General features: G+C 73.1%; 15 protein-coding genes. 10 read left to right on the forward strand and 5 right to left on the reverse strand.

Annotated features, from left to right (window positions below; translation table 11 throughout):
- The first annotated feature begins 121 nt into the window (after nucleotides 1-121).
- The 3 genes from EUA93_RS01340 (at nucleotide 122) to EUA93_RS01350 (ending at nucleotide 4307) form a co-directional block, all read left to right on the forward strand.
- The gene (locus EUA93_RS01340) at nucleotides 122-1906 is read left to right on the forward strand and encodes an acetyl/propionyl/methylcrotonyl-CoA carboxylase subunit alpha (RefSeq protein ID WP_242497195.1); all 1785 of its coding nucleotides are present in this window, start codon (nucleotides 122-124) and stop codon (nucleotides 1904-1906) included.
- A gap of 71 nt (nucleotides 1907-1977) precedes the next feature.
- Nucleotides 1978-2622: a TetR/AcrR family transcriptional regulator gene (locus EUA93_RS01345; protein ID WP_165355016.1), complete on the forward strand. Its 645-nt coding sequence runs from the start codon at nucleotides 1978-1980 to the stop codon at nucleotides 2620-2622.
- Complete coding sequence (locus EUA93_RS01350; RefSeq protein WP_129398068.1) at nucleotides 2619-4307, forward strand: FAD-binding dehydrogenase; 1689 nt, start codon at nucleotides 2619-2621, stop codon at nucleotides 4305-4307. Before EUA93_RS01345 ends, EUA93_RS01350 begins: the two co-directional genes overlap by 4 nt.
- Here the strand turns inward: EUA93_RS01350 and EUA93_RS01355 are convergent.
- Nucleotides 4297-5238 carry an AraC family transcriptional regulator gene (locus tag EUA93_RS01355; protein ID WP_129398070.1) on the reverse strand — a complete coding sequence of 314 codons (942 nt, stop codon included), beginning with the start codon at nucleotides 5236-5238 and terminating at the stop codon, nucleotides 4297-4299. The two genes, EUA93_RS01350 and EUA93_RS01355, sit on opposite strands and share 11 nt — an antisense overlap.
- 82 nt (nucleotides 5239-5320) lie before the next feature.
- Here EUA93_RS01355 and EUA93_RS01360 point away from each other — a divergent pair, with 82 nt between their 5' ends.
- Nucleotides 5321-5824, forward strand: coding sequence for an anthrone oxygenase family protein (locus tag EUA93_RS01360; RefSeq protein ID WP_207208578.1), 504 nt, complete (start codon nucleotides 5321-5323; stop codon nucleotides 5822-5824).
- Nucleotides 5825-5828: 4 nt separating this feature from the next.
- On the opposite strand, the gene EUA93_RS01365 is transcribed toward EUA93_RS01360, so the two are convergent.
- Nucleotides 5829-6530, reverse strand: a complete 702-nt coding sequence (locus EUA93_RS01365) for a TetR/AcrR family transcriptional regulator (protein ID WP_129398072.1) — start codon at nucleotides 6528-6530, stop codon at nucleotides 5829-5831.
- Between the two features lie 124 nt (nucleotides 6531-6654).
- On the opposite strand from EUA93_RS01365, the gene EUA93_RS01370 reads away from it, so the two are divergent.
- Complete coding sequence (locus EUA93_RS01370; protein WP_129398074.1) at nucleotides 6655-7596, forward strand: NAD-dependent epimerase/dehydratase family protein; 942 nt, start codon at nucleotides 6655-6657, stop codon at nucleotides 7594-7596.
- 96 nt (nucleotides 7597-7692) lie between these two features.
- Nucleotides 7693-11079 (forward strand): pyruvate carboxylase, encoded by a 3387-nt coding sequence (locus EUA93_RS01375; RefSeq protein ID WP_129398076.1) that lies wholly within the window; start codon nucleotides 7693-7695, stop codon nucleotides 11077-11079.
- Nucleotides 11080-11086: 7 nt separating this feature from the next.
- Here EUA93_RS01375 and EUA93_RS01380 read toward each other — a convergent pair whose 3' ends face one another.
- From EUA93_RS01380 to EUA93_RS01390, 3 genes are all read right to left on the reverse strand, one after another.
- On the reverse strand, nucleotides 11087-11557 hold the full coding sequence (locus tag EUA93_RS01380; protein WP_129398078.1) for a hypothetical protein: 471 nt from the start codon (nucleotides 11555-11557) through the stop codon (nucleotides 11087-11089).
- A 72-nt stretch (nucleotides 11558-11629) separates the two neighbouring features.
- The gene (locus EUA93_RS01385; RefSeq protein ID WP_165355017.1) at nucleotides 11630-12565 is read right to left on the reverse strand and encodes an SGNH/GDSL hydrolase family protein; all 936 of its coding nucleotides are present in this window, start codon (nucleotides 12563-12565) and stop codon (nucleotides 11630-11632) included.
- Nucleotides 12562-13803: a SpoIID/LytB domain-containing protein gene (locus tag EUA93_RS01390; RefSeq protein WP_129398082.1), complete on the reverse strand. Its 1242-nt coding sequence runs from the start codon at nucleotides 13801-13803 to the stop codon at nucleotides 12562-12564. The genes EUA93_RS01385 and EUA93_RS01390 overlap by 4 nt, the downstream gene beginning before the upstream one ends.
- A 133-nt stretch (nucleotides 13804-13936) precedes the next feature.
- Between EUA93_RS01390 and EUA93_RS01395 the strand changes: the two genes are divergently transcribed.
- The 4 genes from EUA93_RS01395 to EUA93_RS01410 all read left to right on the forward strand — a co-directional run bounded on the left by EUA93_RS01395 (nucleotide 13937) and on the right by EUA93_RS01410 (nucleotide 19121).
- Complete coding sequence (locus EUA93_RS01395) at nucleotides 13937-14599, forward strand: hypothetical protein (RefSeq protein WP_129398084.1); 663 nt, start codon at nucleotides 13937-13939, stop codon at nucleotides 14597-14599.
- Between the two features lie 123 nt (nucleotides 14600-14722).
- Nucleotides 14723-16012 carry an MFS transporter gene (locus tag EUA93_RS01400; protein ID WP_129398085.1) on the forward strand — a complete coding sequence of 430 codons (1290 nt, stop codon included), beginning with the start codon at nucleotides 14723-14725 and terminating at the stop codon, nucleotides 16010-16012.
- A complete protein-coding gene (locus tag EUA93_RS01405) occupies nucleotides 16009-17409 on the forward strand; it encodes an FAD-binding oxidoreductase (protein WP_129398087.1) in 1401 nt (466 codons plus the stop codon). The genes EUA93_RS01400 and EUA93_RS01405 overlap by 4 nt, the downstream gene beginning before the upstream one ends.
- 35 nt (nucleotides 17410-17444) lie before the next feature.
- Entirely contained in the window at nucleotides 17445-19121 is a 1677-nt protein-coding gene (locus EUA93_RS01410; protein WP_165355018.1) for a helix-turn-helix domain-containing protein, read from the forward strand.
- The last annotated feature ends 41 nt before the right edge of the window (nucleotides 19122-19162 follow it).

Genomic DNA, 19162 nt, shown 5'->3' on the forward strand with positions numbered 1-19162 from the left:
GGGTGTTGTCCGTCACAACGGGCACCGGTGGCGCCGCCGCCCGAGCGCGGTAACCTGCCGAGCGGCACGCCTCGCGGCCGCCGCACGTCACAGCCCCCGTGTCACCGTCAGGAGTTCTCGCGTGAGCTTGAAGAAGGTCCTCATCGCCAACCGCGGCGAGATCGCCGTCCGCGTCATCCGCGCCTGCAAGGACGCCGGCATCGGCTCGGTGGCGGTGTACGCCGACCCGGACCGCGACGCGCTGTTCGTCCGGCTCGCCGACGAGGCCCACTCCCTCGGCGGCGCGACCCCGGCCGAGTCGTACCTCGACATCGCCAAGATCATCAAGGTCGCCGCCGACACCGGCGCCGACTCGGTCCACCCCGGCTACGGCTTCCTCGCCGAGAACGCCGACTTCGCCCAGGCCGTGATCGACGCCGGGCTGATCTGGATCGGCCCCCCGCCGGCTGCGATCGAGGCCCTCGGCGACAAGGCCAAGGCCAAGCACATCGCCGACCGTGCCAACGCCCCGCTCGCCCCCGGCACCAAGGACCCCGTGAAGGACGCCGACGAGGTCGTCGAGTTCGCGAGGGCCAACGGCCTCCCGGTCGCGATCAAGGCCGTCTTCGGCGGCGGCGGACGCGGCCTCAAGGTCGCCCGCACGCTCGAGGAGATCCCCGACGCCTACGAGTCCGCCGTCCGCGAGGCCGTCACCGCCTTCGGCCGCGGCGAGTGCCTGGTCGAGAAGTTCCTCGACAAGCCGCGCCACGTCGAGACCCAGTGCCTGGCCGACCAGCACGGCAACGTCGTCGTGGTCTCCACCCGCGACTGCTCGCTGCAGCGCCGCAACCAGAAGCTCGTCGAGGAGGCCCCCGCGCCGTTCCTGTCGCAGGAGCAGCTCGACGAGCTCTACGAGTCGTCGAAGCGGATCCTCACCGAGGCCGGCTACTACGGCGCCGGCACGTGCGAGTTCCTCGTCGCCCAGGACGGCACGATCTCCTTCCTCGAGGTCAACACCCGCCTCCAGGTCGAGCACTGCGTCTCGGAGGAGGTCACCGGCATCGACCTGGTCCGCGAGATGTTCCGCATCGCCGCCGGAGAGGAGCTCGGCTACGGCGACCCCGAGATCCGCGGCCACTCCATCGAGTTCCGCATCAACGCCGAGGACGGCGGCCGCAACTTCATGCCCGCCCCCGGCACCCTGTCCGCCTGGGCACCGCCGTCGGGTCCCGGCGTACGACTCGACGGGGGCTACGAGAACGGCGAGACCATCCCGGGCTCGTTCGACTCCCTCATCGCCAAGCTCATCGTCACCGGTACGACGCGCACCCAGGCCCTCGAGCGCTCGCGCCGCGCCCTCGACGAGTTCGTCGTCGACGGCATGCCGACCGTCATCCCGTTCCACCGCGCGGTCGTCTCCGACCCGGCCTACGTCGGTCCGTCGACGCCGTCGGGCGAGGGCGAGTTCACCGTCTACACGCAGTGGATCGAGACCGAGTTCGACAACCAGATCGAGGCGTACGCCGGTGACACGGCCGAGGCCGAGGAGGCCGGCGAGCGGCAGAAGGTCACCGTCGAGGTCGGCGGCAAGCGCCTCGAGGTCGTCCTCCCGGCCGGGCTCGGCGGGCTGTCGGCAGGAGGGTCGGCCGGCGGCGCAGGAGGGTCGAAGAAGACCAAGCGCACCGCCAAGAAGGCCGGCGCCGCGGCGTCCGGCGACGCCGTCACCTCGCCCATGCAGGGCACCATCGTGAAGGTCTCCGTCACCGACGGCCAGACGGTCGCCGAGGGCGACGTCATCGTCGTGATGGAGGCGATGAAGATGGAGCAGCCCCTCAAGGCCCACAAGGCCGGCACCGTCACCGGCCTCGCCGCGGAGGTCGGCGCCACGGTCACCAACGGCGCCGTGATCTGCGAGATCAAGGACTGAGGGCGCCTCAGCTGGCGCCCGATCGCGTGCGATAGATAGCAAGTGCTCACTTTTTATGTGACACTTGCCGCGTGACCACGACTCGCGAACGGCGCACTCAGGCCGAGCGCCGCGAGGGCACGACCACCGCCCTCCTCGACGCGACGGTGGCGTGCCTGACCGAGCGGGGGTACGCCGCCACCTCGACCGCCGCGGTCTGCGCGGCGGCGGGCGTGAGCCAGGGCGCGCTCTTCCGCTACTTCCCGACCCGGCAGGCGCTGCTGGTCGCGACCGCGGAGCACGTCGCCACCCGCAACGTCGAGGCCTTCCGCACGACGGTCGGAGGCGCACCCGTCGCGACCGCCGACGACGTCGCCGCCGTGCTCGGCCACCTGCGCCGCGCGGTCCTCTCCCCCACGAACCAGACCTGGCGCGAGCTCCTCGTCGCCGCCCGCGCGGACGCCGACCTCCGCGAGGCGCTCCGCCCCGCACGCGAGTCGCTGCAGGGGCAGATGCTCGCCGCCGCGGCGGACCTGTGGGACGGCCGCCTGGCACCCGACGACCTCGCGGCCGTGCTGAGCATCGTCGTCAACATGCTCGACGGGCTGGCGTTCTCCGCCCTCGACCCCGACCCGACGGCCCCGCCCGGCCGCACCGTCGAGCGGGCGCTGCGCCTGCTCGCCGAGATGATCGTCCGCCTCTACCCCGACCCCGCCCCGATGGAGCAGCACGCATGAGCACCTTCCACCCCGACGTCATCGTCGTCGGCGCCGGCCTCGCCGGCCTCGTCGCGACCCACGAGCTGGCCCTAGCGGGCAAGAAGGTGCTCGTCCTCGACCAGGAGAACCGCGCCAACCTCGGCGGCCAGGCCTGGTGGTCGCTCGGCGGCCTCCTCTTCGTCGACAGCCCCGAGCAGCGCCGGATGGGCATCATCGACTCCCCCGAGCTCGCCTGGCAGGACTGGCAGGGCTCCGCGCAGTTCGACCGGCTCGGCGACGGCACCGACGGTCCGGGTCGCGGGGAGGACTTCTGGCCGCAGCAGTGGGCCAGGGCGTACGTCGACTTCGCGCACCGCGAGAAGCGCGACTACCTCCACGCCCTCGGCCTCAAGTCGCTGCCGTTCGTCGGCTGGGCCGAGCGCGGCGACGGCCGGGCCCTGGGCCACGGCAACTCCGTGCCGCGCTTCCACCTCACCTGGGGCACCGGCCCGGAGGTCGTCCGGATCTTCGCCGAGCCGGTCGAGCGGGCAGAGGCAGCCGGGCTCGTACGCTTCGCGTTCCGCCACCAGGTCGACGAGCTGGTCGTCGAGGACGGCGCGGTCGTCGGCGTGCGTGGGACGATCCTGGCCGACGACGACAGCGCCCGCGGCGTGAGGTCGAGCCGCGACACGGCGGGCGCCTTCGAGCTGCGCGCCGCGGCCGTCGCGGTGACGAGCGGCGGCATCGGGCACAACCACGAGCTGATGCGCCGCAACTGGCCGACCGAGCGCGTGGGCGCGGCTCCCGAGCACATGATCTCGGGCGTCCCCGCCCACGTCGACGGGCGGATGCAGGGCATCGCCGAGACCGCCGGCGCCACGATGGTCAACAAGGACCGGATGTGGGCCTACGTCGAGGGCATCCACAACTGGGACCCGGTCTGGCCCGACCACGCGATCCGGATCCTGCCCGGGCCGTCGTCGATGTGGTTCGACGCGACCGGCAGGCGGCTCGAGGGCATGTCCGGCGTCCCCGGCGCCGACTCGATCGGCGCGATGAAGCAGATCCTGGCGGCCGGCCACGACTACTCGTGGTTCGTCCTCACCCAGTCGATGATCGAGAAGGAGTTCGCCCTCTCCGGCTCCGAGCAGAACCCCGACATCACCGGCAAGGACCTCAAGTTCCTCGCCCAGAGCCGGCTCGCCAAGGGCGCGCCCGGCCCGGTCGAGGCCTTCAAGGAGCACGGCGTCGACTTCGTCGTGGCCGACACCCTCGCCGAGCTGGTGACCGGGATGAACGAGCTCGCGCGCGGCCCGAAGCTCGACGCCGACGACCTCGAGCGGCAGATCGTCGCCCGCGACCGGGAGATGGACAACGCCTTCTCCAAGGACATCCAGGTCATGGCGATCCACAACGCCCGCCGCAGCCGCACCGACAAGCTGATCCGCGTCGCCAAGCCGCACAAGGTCCTCGACCCCTCGCACGGCCCGCTCATCGCCGTACGCCTCAACATCCTGTCGCGCAAGACGCTCGGCGGGCTCGAGACCAACCTCGACGGCCAGTGCGTCGCCGCCGACGGGAGCCTCATCCCGGGGCTGTACGCCGCCGGCGAGGTCGCCGGCTTCGGCGGGGGCGGCGTCCACGGCTACAACGCGCTCGAGGGCACCTTCCTCGGCGGCTGCATCTTCTCCGGCCGCGCGGTGGGCAGGGCGCTCACGCGCTGAGCGCGGCCCTGCGGTGGTCGCGCGGGCTGATCCCGCGCTCGCGCTTGAACGCGGCGCTCAGCGCGAACGGCGTCGCGTAGCCGACCTGCCGCGCGACCGAGGCCAGCGTGAGGTCCGGGTCGAGGAGCAGGTCGGCGGCCAGGGAGATCCGCCAGTCGGTCAGGAACGCCATCGGTGGAGCACCGACGAGCTCGGTGAAGCGCCGGGCGAAGGCCGCGCGCGACACCCCCGAGCGGTCGGCGAGCTCCGCCACGGACCACGGGTGCTGGGGGTGGTGCTGCATGAGGCGCAGCGCCGGTCCCACGACCGCGTCGCCCTGCGCGGCGTACCAGCCCGGCGCGTCGGACCGCGAGCGGGCGAACCAGGTGCGCAGCAGGCTGATCAGGAGCAGGTCGAGCAACCGGTCGAGCATCGCCTCCTGGCCGGGGGCGTCGCGGACCACCTCCTCGCCCAGCAGGTCGAGGAGCGTGGTGTCGAGCTCGCCCGCGCGCAGCACCATCGTGCGTGGCAGGGCGCGCAGCAGGCGTCGCGTCACCTCGCCCTCCATGAGGTAGACACCGGTGAGCAGCACCGTCTCGCCCACCTCGCTGTTGCCCCAGCTGCGCACGCCCTGGCTCATCTCCTCCACCACGTCGTGGCCCTCCACCGTCGTGCAGACCTGGCCGGGACCAATCACGACCTGGGTGGCGGTGCCCGGGTCGTCGGCGATCGACCAGTGCTCACCTCCCACCCACACCACCACGTCGCCCGCGTCCAGGCGCACCGGCTCCTCGCCGTCGGGGCACGCCCAGAGGTGGCCGCGCACCACCGACGTCACCGACAGCGGCGCCTCGTCCTCCAGCCGCACCGACCACGGGGCGTCCAGCAGGATCCGGAGCAGGAACGCTCCCCGCGCCCGGGGTCCGTCGAGCAGTCCGGTGAGGGCATCCATGGACCACACCGTAGACGCTCGCGTATGCAGGAGGGCGGCTCGACCATGGAGACTCTCGCCCGAGCGCGATGGACTGACTGCCATGACCACCGCCCAGGACCTCCCGCCCCAGTCGCTGCTGTCGACCGTCGTCCTCGCCGTCGCCGTCCTCGTCGCCGGGCTCCAGGCCGGCACCTACTTCACGTGGTCCACCGGCGTGATGCCCGGCCTGGCCCGCGTCGACGACCGCACGTTCGTCGGCGCGCTGCAGCAGATCAACGTCGCCATCGTGAACCCGCTGTTCGTCGCGACCTTCGTGGGCGCGCCCGTCCTCGCCGCCGCGGTCGCCGTCCTGGGCGGCCCGCAGGCCCGGCCGTGGGCGGTCGCCGCCACCGCACTGACCCTCGCCACTGTGGTGATCACCGTCGCCGGCAACATCCCGCTCAACGACGCGCTCGAGGCCGCCGGCAGGGTCGACGCGATCAAGGACCTGGCCGCGGTGCGGGCGGACTTCGAGTCGCGGTGGGTCCTGCTGAACACCGCCCGCAGCGTCACGTCTGCCGGCGCCCTGGCGATGCTGGCGGTTGCCGCCCTGAGGGCGGGCTGATGCCCTACGCCAGCCCCACCGACTCCACCAGCGCCGTGAGGTGCTGCTCGAACAGGTCGGCAGGATCGGCGAAGGTGGCCGAGCCGTACTGCCCGAACACCTCCCACGTCACGCAGCCGAACAGCGCCGCCCAGGCGAAGAGCCCGCGCGCGACGAGCGCGTCGGGGGCACTGATCCCGCCCTCCTTGCGGAGCCGGGCGAGGTCGCGGGTGAGGCGACGCGGCTTCAGCGGGGCCTCGTCGACCGCGATCACGCCCGCGCGCCAGGCGTCCTCCCACACCTCGACGAGCCGGCCCACGACGCGCACGCCCGGGCCGGTCGTCTGCTCGGCGGGCGCCTCGTACCCCGGGATGGGGCTGCCGAAGAGGAGGGCGTACGTCGCCGGCTCGGCGAGGGCCCACGCGCGGACCGCGCGACCGATCGCCTTCGTCCTCCCGGCGAAGTCCTGGCGGTCGACCTTCCCGAGGGCCGTGTCGACGGCGTCGCCCAGCTCGTCGTACCCGTCGACGACCAGCAGGGTCAGCAGCTCGTCGCGGCTCGCGACGTAGCGGTAGACCGCCGACGACACGATCCCGAGGTCGCGCGCGACCGCCCGCAGCGACAGGGCCGCTGCGCCGTCGGTCGCGAGGTGCGCACGACCGATCCGGACGATGTCGCGCATCGTCTGCTCGCGGGCCCGGGCGCGGGGCGTGGAGGTGTCGACCATCCCGCCAGTGTGGCACAACAGCGAGCACTCATGACAAAAGAGAGCAGTGCTCTTGCATTTCGTCGGCCAAGGGGCCACGATGGTCGAAACGAGAGCACCGCTCTCCCTTTCCCCAGGAGCAACCATGAACACGATCCACGTCGTCACCGGAGCCGGCCCCGTCGGTTCGACCGTCGCGCAGCAGCTGGCCGACGCCGGCCACCAGGTCCGGCTCCTCACCCGGTCCGGCAGCGGCCCGGTCCACCCGCTCATCGAGCGCTGCCGTGTCGACGTCTCGCAGCCCGGGGCGCTGGTGGAGGCCTTCGCCGGTGCGGTCGCGGTGCACCACTGCATCCACGGGTCGGCGTACGACTCCAAGGTCTGGCGCGCGGAGCTGCCGCAGGCCGAGCAGGCCGTCCTCGAGGCGGCCGGCCGCGTCGGCGCCGTCGTCGTCTTCCCCGAGAGCCTCTACTCCTACGGCCAGGTCGACGGCGTGATCACCGAGGCCACCCCCCGCACCGCGACGACGGGCAAGCTCGGCGTGCGCACCGAGCTGCTCGCCCAGCGCGACGCGTCGAGCACCCCGACGGTCAGCGTCGCGGCATCCGACTTCTACGGCCCGGTCGTGCGCACCGCCCACGCCGGCGAGCGGCTGGTCCCGACCGTGCTGGCCGGGAGGACGATGCGGGTGCTCGGCAGCCTCGACCAGCCGCACTCGTTCACCTACGTCCCCGACCTGGCCGCGGCAATGGTCACCGCGGCCGGTCGCGAGGACCTGTGGAACTCCTTCCTCCACGCCCCGACCGCGCCCGCCCTCACGCAGCGGGAGCTGATCACGAGGGTCGCGCAGGCGGCCGGCGTCCCCACCCCGAAGGTGGCGTCGATCCCGGTCGGCGTGATGAGCGCGATGGGCGTCGCGTCGCGGACGATGCGGGAGATGGCGGAGACGGGCTACATGTTCAGCCGGCCCTTCGTGATGGACTCCAGCGCGAGCGAGGGACGACTCGGCCTCTCCCCCACGTCGCTCGACGACGGGCTCGCCACGACGGTCGCGTGGTGGCGTGCGCAGGACCAGCAGGCCGCCTGAGCAACGCCGCATCCTCGGGGCCTGCCGGGAGCACCGTCGTGCCCGGGTGACGGACACATGACCTGCCTCACACGCGCACTGGATAGCGTTCGCCCCATGTTCTCCAAGGTGCTCGTCGCCAACCGTGGCGAGATCGCAGTCCGGGCCTTCCGTGCGGCGCGCGAGGTCGGCGCCCGCACGGTGGCCGTGTTCCCCCACGAGGACCGCGGGTCCGAGCACCGGATGAAGGCCGAGGAGGCCTACCAGATCGGTGAGGTCGGCCACCCGGTCCGGGCCTACCTCGACCCCGAGGCGATCGTGCAGGTCGCCGTCGACTGCGGCGCCGACGCGATCTACCCCGGCTACGGCTTCCTGTCCGAGAACCCGGCGCTCGCCGAGGCGTGCGCCGCGGCCGGCATCACATTCATCGGCCCGAGCGCCGACGTGCTCACCCTCACCGGCAACAAGGCGCGCGCGATCGCCGCGGCCAAGGCCGCCGGCGTACCCGTGCTGGAGTCGGTGCCCCCCTCGACCGACGTCGACGAGCTGCTGGAGGCCGCCGAGGCGATCGAGGCCCCGCTCTTCGTCAAGGCCGTCGCCGGCGGTGGCGGGCGCGGCATGCGCCGCGTCGACGACCGCGCCGACCTGCGCGAGGCGATCGAGACCTGCATGCGCGAGGCCGAGGGCGCGTTCGGCGACCCGACGGTCTTCATCGAGCAGGCGGTGGTCGACCCGCGCCACATCGAGGTGCAGATCCTCTCCGACGGCACCGGCTCCGAGGACGGCGTGATCCACCTCTACGAGCGCGACTGCTCGGTGCAGCGCCGCCACCAGAAGGTCGTCGAGATCGCCCCGGCGCCCAACCTCGACCCTGAGCTCCGGATGCGCATCTGCGCGGACGCGGTCCGCTTCGCCCGCGAGATCAACTACAAGAACGCCGGCACCGTCGAGTTCCTCCTCGACCCGTCGGGCAAGTACGTCTTCATCGAGATGAACCCCCGCATCCAGGTCGAGCACACCGTGACCGAGGAGGTCACCGGCGTCGACCTCGTGCAGTCGCAGATGCGCATCGCCGCGGGCGCGACCCTCGCCGACCTCGAGCTCACCCAGGACTCCGTCTCCCCGCGCGGCTTCGCGCTGCAGTGCCGGATCACCACCGAGGACCCGGCCAACGGCTTCCGGCCCGACACGGGCCGGATCTCGATGTACCGCTCCCCCGGGGGCCCGGGCGTGCGCCTCGACGGCGGTACGACCTACACCGGCGCCGAGATCAGCCCGCACTTCGACTCGATGCTCGCCAAGCTCACCTGTCGCGGGCGGACCTTCGAGGCGGCGGTCCAGAAGGCCCGTCGCGCGCTGCTGGAGTTCCGCATCCGCGGCGTCTCCACCAACGTCGGCTTCCTCCAGGCCGTGCTGGCCGACCCCGACTTCGCGGCCGGCGGCGTCACGACCTCCTTCATCGAGGACCACCCGCAGCTGCTCAAGGCGGAGTTCGGCCGCGACCGGGCCACGCGCCTGCTCGACTTCCTCGCCGACGTCACGGTCAACCAGCCGCACGGCACCGCCCCGGTCTCGGTGACCCCGGTCAGCAAGCTGCCGCAGCTCGACCGCTCGCAGCCGGTGCCCGACGGCACCCGCCAGCTGCTGCGCGAGATCGGCCCCGAGGAGTTCGCGCGGCGGTTGCGCGCGCAGAAGACCGTCGCCGTCACCGACACCACGTTCCGCGACGCCCACCAGTCGCTGCTCGCCACCCGCGTGCGGACCCGCGACCTGCTCGCCGTGGCCGACCACGTGGCCCGCACGACGCCGCAGCTCTGGTCGGTCGAGTGCTGGGGCGGGGCGACGTACGACGTGGCCCTCCGCTTCCTCAACGAGGACCCGTGGGAGCGGCTCGCCGCCCTGCGCGAGGCGATCCCGAACATCGGCCTCCAGATGCTGCTGCGCGGGCGCAACACGGTCGGTTACACGCCGTACCCGACCGAGGTGACCGAGGCCTTCGTCCAGGAGGCCGCCGAGACCGGCATCGACGTCTTCCGGATCTTCGACGCCCTCAACGACGTCTCCCAGATGCGCCCGGCGATCGACGCGGTGCGCGCCACCGGCACGTCGGTCGCCGAGGTCGCCCTCTGCTACACCGGCGACCTCTCCTCGCCGGACGAGAAGCTCTACACGCTCGACTACTACCTGCGCCTCGCCGACCAGATCGTCGAGGCCGGCGCCCACGTGCTCGCGATCAAGGACATGGCCGGTCTGCTCCGCGCCCCGGCGGCGCGCACGCTGGTGACCGCGCTGCGCGAGCGGTTCGACCTGCCGGTCCACCTGCACACGCACGACACCCCGGGCGGACAGCTCGCGACGCTGCTCGCGGCGATCGACGCCGGTGTCGACGCGGTCGACGCCGCCTCGGCCTCGATGGCCGGCGGCACCTCGCAGCCGGCCCTGTCCGCCCTGGTGTCGGCGACCGACCACTCCGATCGGGAGACCGGTCTCTCGCTCGCGTCCGTCAACGCGATGGAGCCCTACTGGGAGGCCGTGCGCCGCGTCTACGCGCCGTTCGAGTCCGGCCTGCCGGCACCGACGGGCCGGGTCTACCGCCACGAGATCCCCGGCGGCCAGCTCTCCAACCTGCGCCAGCAGGCGATCGCGCTCGGCCTCGGCGAGAAGTTCGAGCAGGTCGAGGACATGTACGCCGCGGCCAACGACATCCTCGGCAACGTCGTCAAGGTGACCCCGTCGTCGAAGGTCGTCGGCGACCTCGCGCTCGCGCTCGTCGCGGCGAAGGCCGACCCGGCCGAGTTCGAGGCCGACCCGGCGTCGTACGACGTCCCAGACTCCGTGATCGGCTTCCTCAACGGCGAGCTGGGCGACCCGCCCGGCGGCTGGCCCGAGCCGTTCCGCAGCAAGGCGCTGGCCGGCAGGACCTGGAAGCAGCCCGCCGAGAGCCTCACCACCGAGCAGCAGGCGAGCCTGGCCACCGACCGGCGCGAGACGCTCAACGAGCTGCTCTTCCCCGGCCCGACGGCCGCCTTCCACGAGTCGCGGGAGAAGTACGGCGACCTCGCGGGCGTCTCGACGATCGACTACCTCTACGGCCTGCGTCGCGGCGAGGAGCACCAGGTCCGCGTCCGCGAGGGCCGGGAGATGATCTTCGGGCTCGAGGCGATCAGCGACCCGGACGAGCGCGGCTACCGCAACGTGCTGGCGACGGTCGACGGCCAGCTGCGGCCCGTGCAGGTGCGCGACCGCAGCATCTCCGCCGAGGTCGCGTCCGCCGAGAAGGCCGACCCGGCCAACATTGGCCACGTCGCCGCGCCCTACGACGGCGCGGTCACCGTGTCCGTCGCCGAGGGTGACACGGTCGAGGCCGGCCAGACGGTCGCGACCATCGAGGCCATGAAGATGGAGGCCTCGATCACCGCCCCGGTCGCCGGCACCGTCCAGCGGCTGGCGATCCCGTCCACCAAGGCTGCCGAGGGCGGCGACCTGGTGCTGGTGATCGGCTGAGACGACGTCAGCGAGGCAGCGGCGAGGCCTTCTTCAGCGCGCGCCTGGACGCCTTGGCACCGGACTTCGCCGCGGCGGAGATGCCCTGGGTCATCAGGGTCAGCCCCGCACCGACGAGCCAGACGTCCTTGGCCACCGCGATGCCGTCCTGGCTGGGACGGATGCCGTCGTCCAGCGTCATCGACGGCGTCCGCAGGTACATGCCGACCAAGCTCGAGCCGAAGCCCGTCAGCGCGGCGCCGGCGACGGTGGCCGGGACCATCGGCGCGAGGAGCGCGGCGCCCACCCCGATCTCGCTCCAGGCGAGCAGGCGCGCGAACTTCGCGGGCTCCATGTCCTTGAAGAACGCGGGATAGGTGGACGCGGCCGCGCCGTGGAGGAACTGCGCGGTGCCCTCGTCGGCCCCGAGCTTGCCGATGCCCGAGTTGAGGATGAACGCGCCGGTGGCGAGACGAAGCGGGACCTGGGTGAGGGACACGAGCTCTCCTGGGGGTGGGGTATCTGGACCACCAGTGTCGCTCACGTCGCGCACCCGGTCCCGTTCGGCTCGCTACCCCTCGTTGAGCACGATCACGTCCGGGTCGGGCTCGGCGTACTCCGTGACGTCGGGCTCCTCACCCGTGACCTGCTCGTAGACCGTCGACGCGACGGCCCGCATGCCGTTGATCTTCGGGTGGAAGGGCGCCGCGATCCCGGCGCGGAACCGCGGCCCGTTGACCCACGCGCGCCCCTTGGCGCAGACGTCGTGGCCCTCCGACACGGCTTCCATGTCGACGTACGACGCCCCGCCGGCCGTCGCGCCGTCGCGGAGCGAGCCGTTGAGGACGTCGACCACGTCGGCGATGGGGCCGAGCACCTCGGCCGGGACGCCGACGGCGTTGCAGGTGCCCTCGGTCGGGAGGATGTCGGGGTAGCCGACGACGTAGACGTCGGCCTCGGGCGCGCGCGCACGGATCTGGCGCACCGCCTTGCGGATGTTGCCCGCCACCTTGCCGGCGTCGGTCGTCAGCTGCTCGACCGGGCAGACCGGGAGCCGGCCGTCCTGGCAGCGGATCAGCGAGTCGTAGATGCCGAAGTCGTTGCCGCCCATGCCGAGGGTGACGAGGTCGGTCTCGGCGCTCACCGCGTCGAGCTGCGGGACGGCGGTGCCGCCGTCGAACAGCGTCATCGTGCCGGTGAGGTCCCTGGTCGTGGCGGCCGAGCAGGTGACGTCGGTGTAGCTCTTCACGTCGAGCCAGTCGGCGAGGAAGGCCGGGTAGTTGTCCTTCGAGCGCGCGCAGCCGGTCGGGTCGGTGCGCATGGTGCCGATGAAGGGCCCGGCGGAGAAGGAGTCGCCCAGCGCGACGTAGTCGACGTCGGAGGTGACCTCGGTGTCGACGATCGGGTCGGGCAGGGCGTCGTCTCCGGGTGACGTGCCACCGGCGGAGCACGCGGTCGTGAGCAGGAGGGTCGCGGCGAGACCCGTCCAGACCGGGCGGAGCCTCACTCGCGCGCCTGGCCCTTCTGCCGGGGCGTGACGGCGAAGGTGAACCAGTCGGAGTTGAGCCCGAACGCGGACCGCACGTCGTCGCCGTCGACGCGGACGGTGCCGGCGGTGCCGATGAACGCCATGTCGATGACCCGGCCGCCGAGGTCGCCGTTGCCGTCGCGCGAGGCGACCTCGATGCCGACGAGGTCGCCGATCGCGGGCCACTGCCGCTCGACCTGGGTGTCGTCGACGGTCGAGGTCCAGGTGGAGTACTTCGGGTTGTCGACGCCGTCGTAGGGGTCGGTCTGCGCGACGAGGTAGGGCATCGAGCCGGCGGCGGAGAAGCCGCCGTTGCTCGCGGAGAACTGGGTGAAGGCCGGCCGGCCGTCGTAGAACAGCCCCTGCTTCGCGGTCGCCCTGATCGCCTCGGTGGCCGCCGGGTGCTCGATGTCGACGCCGCCGTAGACCTGGCACAGCGAGGTGTCGCAGAGGTCGTAGTGGGCGGCCGAGGGGTGCGAGCGCTCGAAGGCGGCGTAGGTGCGGGCCGCGACGGACTGCGCGCTGACCGCGGCGGGCTGCCACAGCGCGGGCACCTCCTGCGGGACGACGCCGCGGAGGTAGGACTCCATCGGGAGCCTGTTGACCGTCTCGCGCTTGGTGCTCTGCCGCGCGGAGGCGGACTGCAGCGTCCCGCGGTAGTCACGGCGGCTGCCGCCGGGGAGCACCAGGGTCAGCGGGGCGCTCGTGGTGGAGGAGAACTCGGCGTGGCCGCGCAGCTTCTTCCAGGTGCGCCACGGACCGCCCGCGGTCCACTGCACCCGGGTGTCGCTGCCCTGGCCGACGAGCCGCCACTTCGTCGCGCGGTTGGTCGGCAGCCGCCAGTTGCGCGGGCGCTCGAGGCTGCCGACGCGGATCCCGGGCCGGGCGACGACCTGCACGTCGCGGCCGGTGTCGGCGGTGATGAGCACGCGGACCTTGCCGGCGATCCGACCCCACGTGGTGCCGGGGTAGTAGAACTCGTCGATCTGCTGCCAGGTCAGCCCCTGCAGGGCCGCGCCCTGGGCGCCGTACTGCGACAGCCCGTGCCCGTGGCCGTAGCCGTGCCCGGTGATGGTGATGGCGGTGCTGCCCGCCACGGTCCACGTCTCGACCTTCTTGCGCGGCGGCGCCTCGGCGCTCGCGGGGAGGACGGGGAGCAGCAGCGCGCTCGCGAGGACCACGAGCAGCAGGCGGACCAGGTGGGTCGTGCGGGGCATGGGACCTCCCCCAGCAGGCAGGAGCGGGGTGACGGGCGGGACGACGAGCAGAATCACCGAGCGTACAGGCGGGTCGTGAAGCACGGACCCGAACGCCTCGTACGCCGGTCGCGCCCCGTGGCAGACTCCGAGGATGTTCTTCGCGGAGCGCAGGCGTCGACGTGAGCAGGAGCTGGTCGAGAAGGACCGCTGGCGCGTCGCGCGCAAGCTGGTGGACGAGGACGTCACGGTCCTCGGCGAGCAGGTCGCCGAGCTCCACGTGGACACCCTCGCCGACGAGCTCGGCCCCGACGCGAGCGACCACTACCGCCGCGCGCTCGAGCTCTACGACCAGGCCACGCACCTGCTGGCCGCGAGCCGGACGGCCGACGACGTCACCGCGGTCGAGCAGGTCGTCACCGACGCGCGCTACCACCGGGCCGCGGTGATCGCCCTGCGCGACGGAGAGCCGCTCCCCGAGCGCCGTGACCCCTGCTTCTTCAACCCGCAGCACGGTCCCTCGATGCGGGACGTCGAGTGGTCGCCGCCCGGTGGCACTCCGCGCGTGATCCCGGTCTGCGCCTCCGACGCGCGCCGGCTGGCCGCGGGCGAGGAGCCGCTCGTCCGGATGGTCCGCATCGGCGACCGCTGGGTGCCGTGGCACCTCGCAGGGGGCATCGAGGGTGCCATCGACGCCGGTGCCCAGCTGGCCCGCCAGCCCGGCCACGGCGTGCACGGCCAGCAGAACCTCGCGCAGGCCTACCTCAACCAGACCACCGGCGGAGCCGACGGGGCAGGCGGCCTGCACACCGGTTGACATCGTCGATCCTCCATGACGAGCGTCACATGACGGAGAGGTTCTCCATCCCCTCCGTGCTCCGTCCTCCGTAGCGTCCCCGGCACCAGCGGCGACCGGCCGCCCCGGAGCCAGGAGCAGACCATGGCGCTGACCGAGATCCCCACCCCCGCCCCCGCCCCGACGGCCGAGGCAGGCGCCGCGGCGCCCGAGCCCCGCCTGCGCCGGATGTCCTTCGGCCTGCTGATGGTCTACGTCGCGATCCTCGCGGTGAACTCCGGGGGCAACGGCATCCTGCTGCCCAACATCGTCTCCGGCATCGACGAGGCGTCGAAGGTCGGCAACCTCGCCTTCGTCACCACGATCGCCTTCATCGCCAACATCTTCGCCCAGCCGGTGGCCGGCGCCCTGTCGGACGCGACCCGCTCGCGCTTCGGCCGCCGCACTCCCTGGATGGTCGGCGGCGCCCTGCTCACCAGCGGCTTCCTCCTGGGCCTGCCGCTCGCCGGCTCGGTGCTCACCGTGGCCCTGGTGTGGCTGGTCGTGCAGGTCGGCGTGAACGCCCTGCAGGCCGCCGCGACCGCCCTCGTCCCCGACCGCTATCCCCCGACCCGGCGCGGCGGGGTGTCGGCGATGATCGGCGTCGGCATCACCATCGGCAACGCCGTCGGCGTGATCGTCGCCGGCGGCACCGCGACCCGGGGCCTCCTGCCCTACGTCGTCCTCGCAGTCCTCATGGTCGTCGTCGTCGGGCTCTTCGTCACCCTCAACCGCGACCCCTCGAGCGCCGACCTCCCCCGCCAGCGCACGTCGGCGAAGGACTTCCTGCGCGGCTTCTGGATCAGCCCGCGCCAGCACCCCGACTTCGCCTGGGCGTTCGCGTCGCGCTTCCTCATGGTGATCGGCTTCTACGGCTCGCAGACCTACGGCCTCTACATCCTGCGCGACTACATCGGTCTCAGCGACGCCGAGTCGAACTCGTTCGCCGCCACGATGGGCGTCGTGCTGCTCGTCGGCGTGCTGCTGTCCGCGCTGGGCAGCGGGTGGCTGTCGGACAAGGTCGGGCGGCGCAAGCCCTTCATCGTCTGGTCGTCGGTCGTCATGTCGCTCGCGCTGGCCATCCCGCTCCTCGTGCCCACCACGACCGGCGTGCTGGCGTACGCCTTCCTGCTCGGCCTCGGCTTCGGGGTCTACATCTCGATCGACCTGGCGCTGATGACCGAGGTGCTCCCCGCCCGGCTCCAGGGCGAGAGCAGCGCCGGCCGTGACCTGGCCATCCTCGGGCTGGCGACCACGCTCCCCCAGGCGATGAGCCCGTCGATCGCCGCCGCGCTCGTCACGATCACCGGCGGCTACCCCGCGGTGTTCGTGTCCGGGATCGTCTTCGTGATGCTCGGCGCCGTGCTGGTCCGCCCGATCAAGGCCGTGCGATGACCCTCACGACCGCCCGCGACGCCGTGCTGGTCGACCTCGACGACCTGGCCGGGCTGCTGCCGCCCGGCACGCTGCTCACCGACCCGGCCTCGACGGCCCGCTACAGCCACGACGAGGCCGAGTGGGCGCCGTACGCCGTCCCGCTGGCCGTGGCCCGGCCGACCTCTGCCGAGCAGGTGCGCACCCTCGTGCGCTGGTGCGTCGAGCACGACGTGCCCGTCGTGCCGCGCGGCGCCGGCACCGGCCTGTCGGGCGGGGCGAACGCGGTGTCGGGGGGCATCGTCGTCAGCTTCGAGCAGATGGCCGCCGTGACGCGCATCGACCCGGTCGAGCGCCTGGCCGTCGTCCAGCCCGGGGTCGTGAACGACGACCTGCGCGCGGCGGTCGCCGAGCACGGCCTGTGGTACCCGCCGGACCCGGCCAGCTCCCCCTGGTCGACCATCGGCGGCAACGTCGCGACCAACGCGGGCGGCCTGTGCTGCGTGAAGTACGGCGTCACCGGCGACTACGTCCTCGCCCTCGAGGTCGTCACCGGCACAGGTGAGCTCGTGCGCGTGGGCCGCGAGACCGCCAAGGGCGTCGCGGGCTACGACCTGGTCTCCCTGCTGGTCGGCTCCGAGGGCACCCTCGGCCTGGTCACCGAGATCACCGTGCGGCTGCGGCCGGCGCGCCCGGCCGAGCAGACGGTCGTCGGCTTCTTCGACTCGCTCGTCGCGGCCGGCGAGGCCGTGGCCGCGGTGGCGCGTGCCGGCACCATCCCCTCCGCGCTCGAGCTGCTCGACCGCCACTGCCTCACGGCCGTCAACGACTGGAAGAACCTCGGCATCGAGGCCGACTGCGAGGCGATCCTCCTCGCCCGGGTCGACGGCCCGGGCGCCGCCGGGATCGCCGAGGCCGAGGCCGTCCTGGCCGCCTTCGAGGGCGCCGGCGCGACGTTCGCGGCGCGCTCGGAGGACGAGGCGGAGGCCGACGCGATGTTCGCCGCCCGTCGCCTGGCCTACCCCGCCCTCGAGCGGCTCGGACCGGTGCTCACCGAGGACGTCTGCGTGCCGGTCGGCCGGGTGCCCGAGATGCTCGCCGCCGTGCAGGCGATCGCGGAGCGCCACGACGTGCTGATCGCCAACATCGCCCACGCGGGCGACGGCAACCTGCACCCGCTGATCATCACCCCCGCCGGCGACGACGAGGCGCGCGTGCGCGCCCAGCATGCCTTCGACGACATCATCGTCGAGGCCCTGGCGTGCGGCGGGACGGTCACGGGAGAGCACGGGGTCGGCCTGCTGAAGCGTGCCGGGCTGGCCGCCGAGCTGCCCCTGGCCGTCGTCGACATGCACCGCGCGATCCGGCGGGCGCTCGACCCCCACGGGGTGCTCAACCCCGGCAAGGTCGTCACCTGACCACTGGTCCCGGCCCCATGCGCGAGGATGGGGCGGTGGGCACGACGGGCGAGGAGACGGCGTACGACGTCGCCGACCTGCGCCGCCGCGCCGACGAGCTCGCCGTCCTGAACGACCTCGCCCGGCGGCTCGCGGCCCTGCACGACACCCGTGACGTGCTCGACGAGGTGGCTCGCCAGGCCCGGAGGCTGCTCGTCGTCGACGTCGCCTACATCATGCTGCTGCGCACCGACGTCCTCCGGATCGAGGTCGTCGACGGCGCCATGGGCTCGGCGATGCGCGGCATCGAGCTGAGGTCGGGGCAAGGACTCGGCGGCCAGGTCCTCTCCACGGGTCGACCCCTGTGGAGCGAGGCCTACCTCGTCGACGACCGCTTCCCCCGCACCCCCGGGACCGAGTCCGCGGCGCAGAGCGAGCAGCTCGGCGGCATCCTCGGCGTCCCGCTGGTCGTGGGCGAGGAGATCCTCGGCGTGCTCCTCGCGGCCGACCGGCGACCGCGCGCGTTCGTCGACCACGACGTCGAGCTGCTCGCCGGGCTGGCCGCGCACGCCGCCCTGGCCCTGCGCACGGCCGACCTGTTCGACCGCGAGCGGACGGCCGCGGCCGAGCTGCGGACGGCCATCGCCACCCTGCGCGAGGTCAGCGAGAGCCGCCAGCGGGCCAGCGACCTGCGCGACGTGCTCGACGACGTGGTGATCCGGGGAGGCGGCCTGCCTGCGGTCGTCGCCGCACTCGAACGATCGGCGGGCATCCTCGTCGAGGTCCGTGACCACGAGGGTCGGACCCTCGCCGGCGAGCGCTCGCCCGAGGGCGGCCCGGTCGTGCCGGTCAACCTGCCGAGCGGCCACGCCGGCGACCTCGTCGCCTCCCCGACGACCACCCCGGGCGAGGAGTCCGACCGGCTGCTGCGCATCGGCGCCACGACGGTCGCCGTGCTGCTGGCCTCGGAGCGCTCGGTCACCGAGGCCGAGCTCCGCACGCGCGGCGAGTTCGTGCACGCGCTGCTCTCCTCCGAGGCCGACGAGGCCAGCCTGCTCCGACGCGCCCGGGCGATCGGCATCGAGCTCGGCTCGGTGGCGACGGTGGCGGTCGTCGACCCCGAGCCGGTGGGCACGACCGCGGCGACCGCGTTCGCGGCCCGGCTGGCGGCCGAGGTGCGCGGCTGGTCGGCCGCCCACGCCGGCCAGGTCGTCGTCCTGCTGCCGGCAGGCGTCGAGGACGTGCGCGACGTGGTGGCCCGCCTGTCCGGGGCCGACGGCACGACGCCGACCACCGGCCTGGCCGCCGGCACCGGCGGACCGAGCGGCGTCCGGACGGCCCACGAGGAGGCCCGGCAGACCGCAGCGCTGCTCCTCGCGCTCGACCGCCCGGGAGTGTGCGCGACCAGCGAGGACCTCGGTCTCTACCGCTCGCTGTTCAGCCGCGCCGGTCGCGGCGAGATCGCCGCCTTCGTCCGGACCACGGTCGGCCCGCTGCTCGACCACGACCGCGAGCGCCAGCGCGACCTGACGGTGACCCTCGAGACCTACCTCGAGCAGGCACGCCACCACGCGCGGACCTGCGAGGTGCTGCACATCCACGCGAACACGCTCTACCAGCGCCTCGACCGGGTCACCGCGCTCCTCGGACCCGGCTGGAAGGACCCGGGCCGGGCGCTCGAGCTGCAGGTCGCCCTGCGGCTGCACCGGCTCATGGACACCCCCTCCACCTGACCCCGCCCGCGACGGGCGAGGTCTCCATCCCCGGGACCGGC

This window comes from Nocardioides oleivorans (assembly GCF_004137255.1).
GTDB classification, from domain to species: Bacteria; Actinomycetota; Actinomycetes; order Propionibacteriales; family Nocardioidaceae; genus Nocardioides; species Nocardioides oleivorans.

Bases quoted from the DNA above. Each gene is read 5' to 3' on its own strand.
- EUA93_RS01365 (WP_129398072.1), bottom strand. From the start codon at position 6,530: ATGGTCGACACCTCCACGCCCCGCGCCCGGGCCCGCGAGCAGACGATG.
- EUA93_RS01390 (WP_129398082.1), bottom strand. From the start codon at position 13,803: ATGCCCCGCACGACCCACCTGGTCCGCCTGCTGCTCGTGGTCCTCGCG.
- EUA93_RS01405 (WP_129398087.1), top strand. From the start codon at position 16,009: ATGACCCTCACGACCGCCCGCGACGCCGTGCTGGTCGACCTCGACGAC.
- EUA93_RS01370 (WP_129398074.1), top strand. From the start codon at position 6,655: ATGAACACGATCCACGTCGTCACCGGAGCCGGCCCCGTCGGTTCGACC.
- EUA93_RS01395 (WP_129398084.1), top strand. From the start codon at position 13,937: ATGTTCTTCGCGGAGCGCAGGCGTCGACGTGAGCAGGAGCTGGTCGAG.
- EUA93_RS01355 (WP_129398070.1), bottom strand. From the start codon at position 5,238: ATGGATGCCCTCACCGGACTGCTCGACGGACCCCGGGCGCGGGGAGCG.
- EUA93_RS01400 (WP_129398085.1), top strand. From the start codon at position 14,723: ATGGCGCTGACCGAGATCCCCACCCCCGCCCCCGCCCCGACGGCCGAG.
- EUA93_RS01360 (WP_207208578.1), top strand. From the start codon at position 5,321: ATGACCACCGCCCAGGACCTCCCGCCCCAGTCGCTGCTGTCGACCGTC.
- EUA93_RS01375 (WP_129398076.1), top strand. From the start codon at position 7,693: ATGTTCTCCAAGGTGCTCGTCGCCAACCGTGGCGAGATCGCAGTCCGG.
- EUA93_RS01350 (WP_129398068.1), top strand. From the start codon at position 2,619: ATGAGCACCTTCCACCCCGACGTCATCGTCGTCGGCGCCGGCCTCGCC.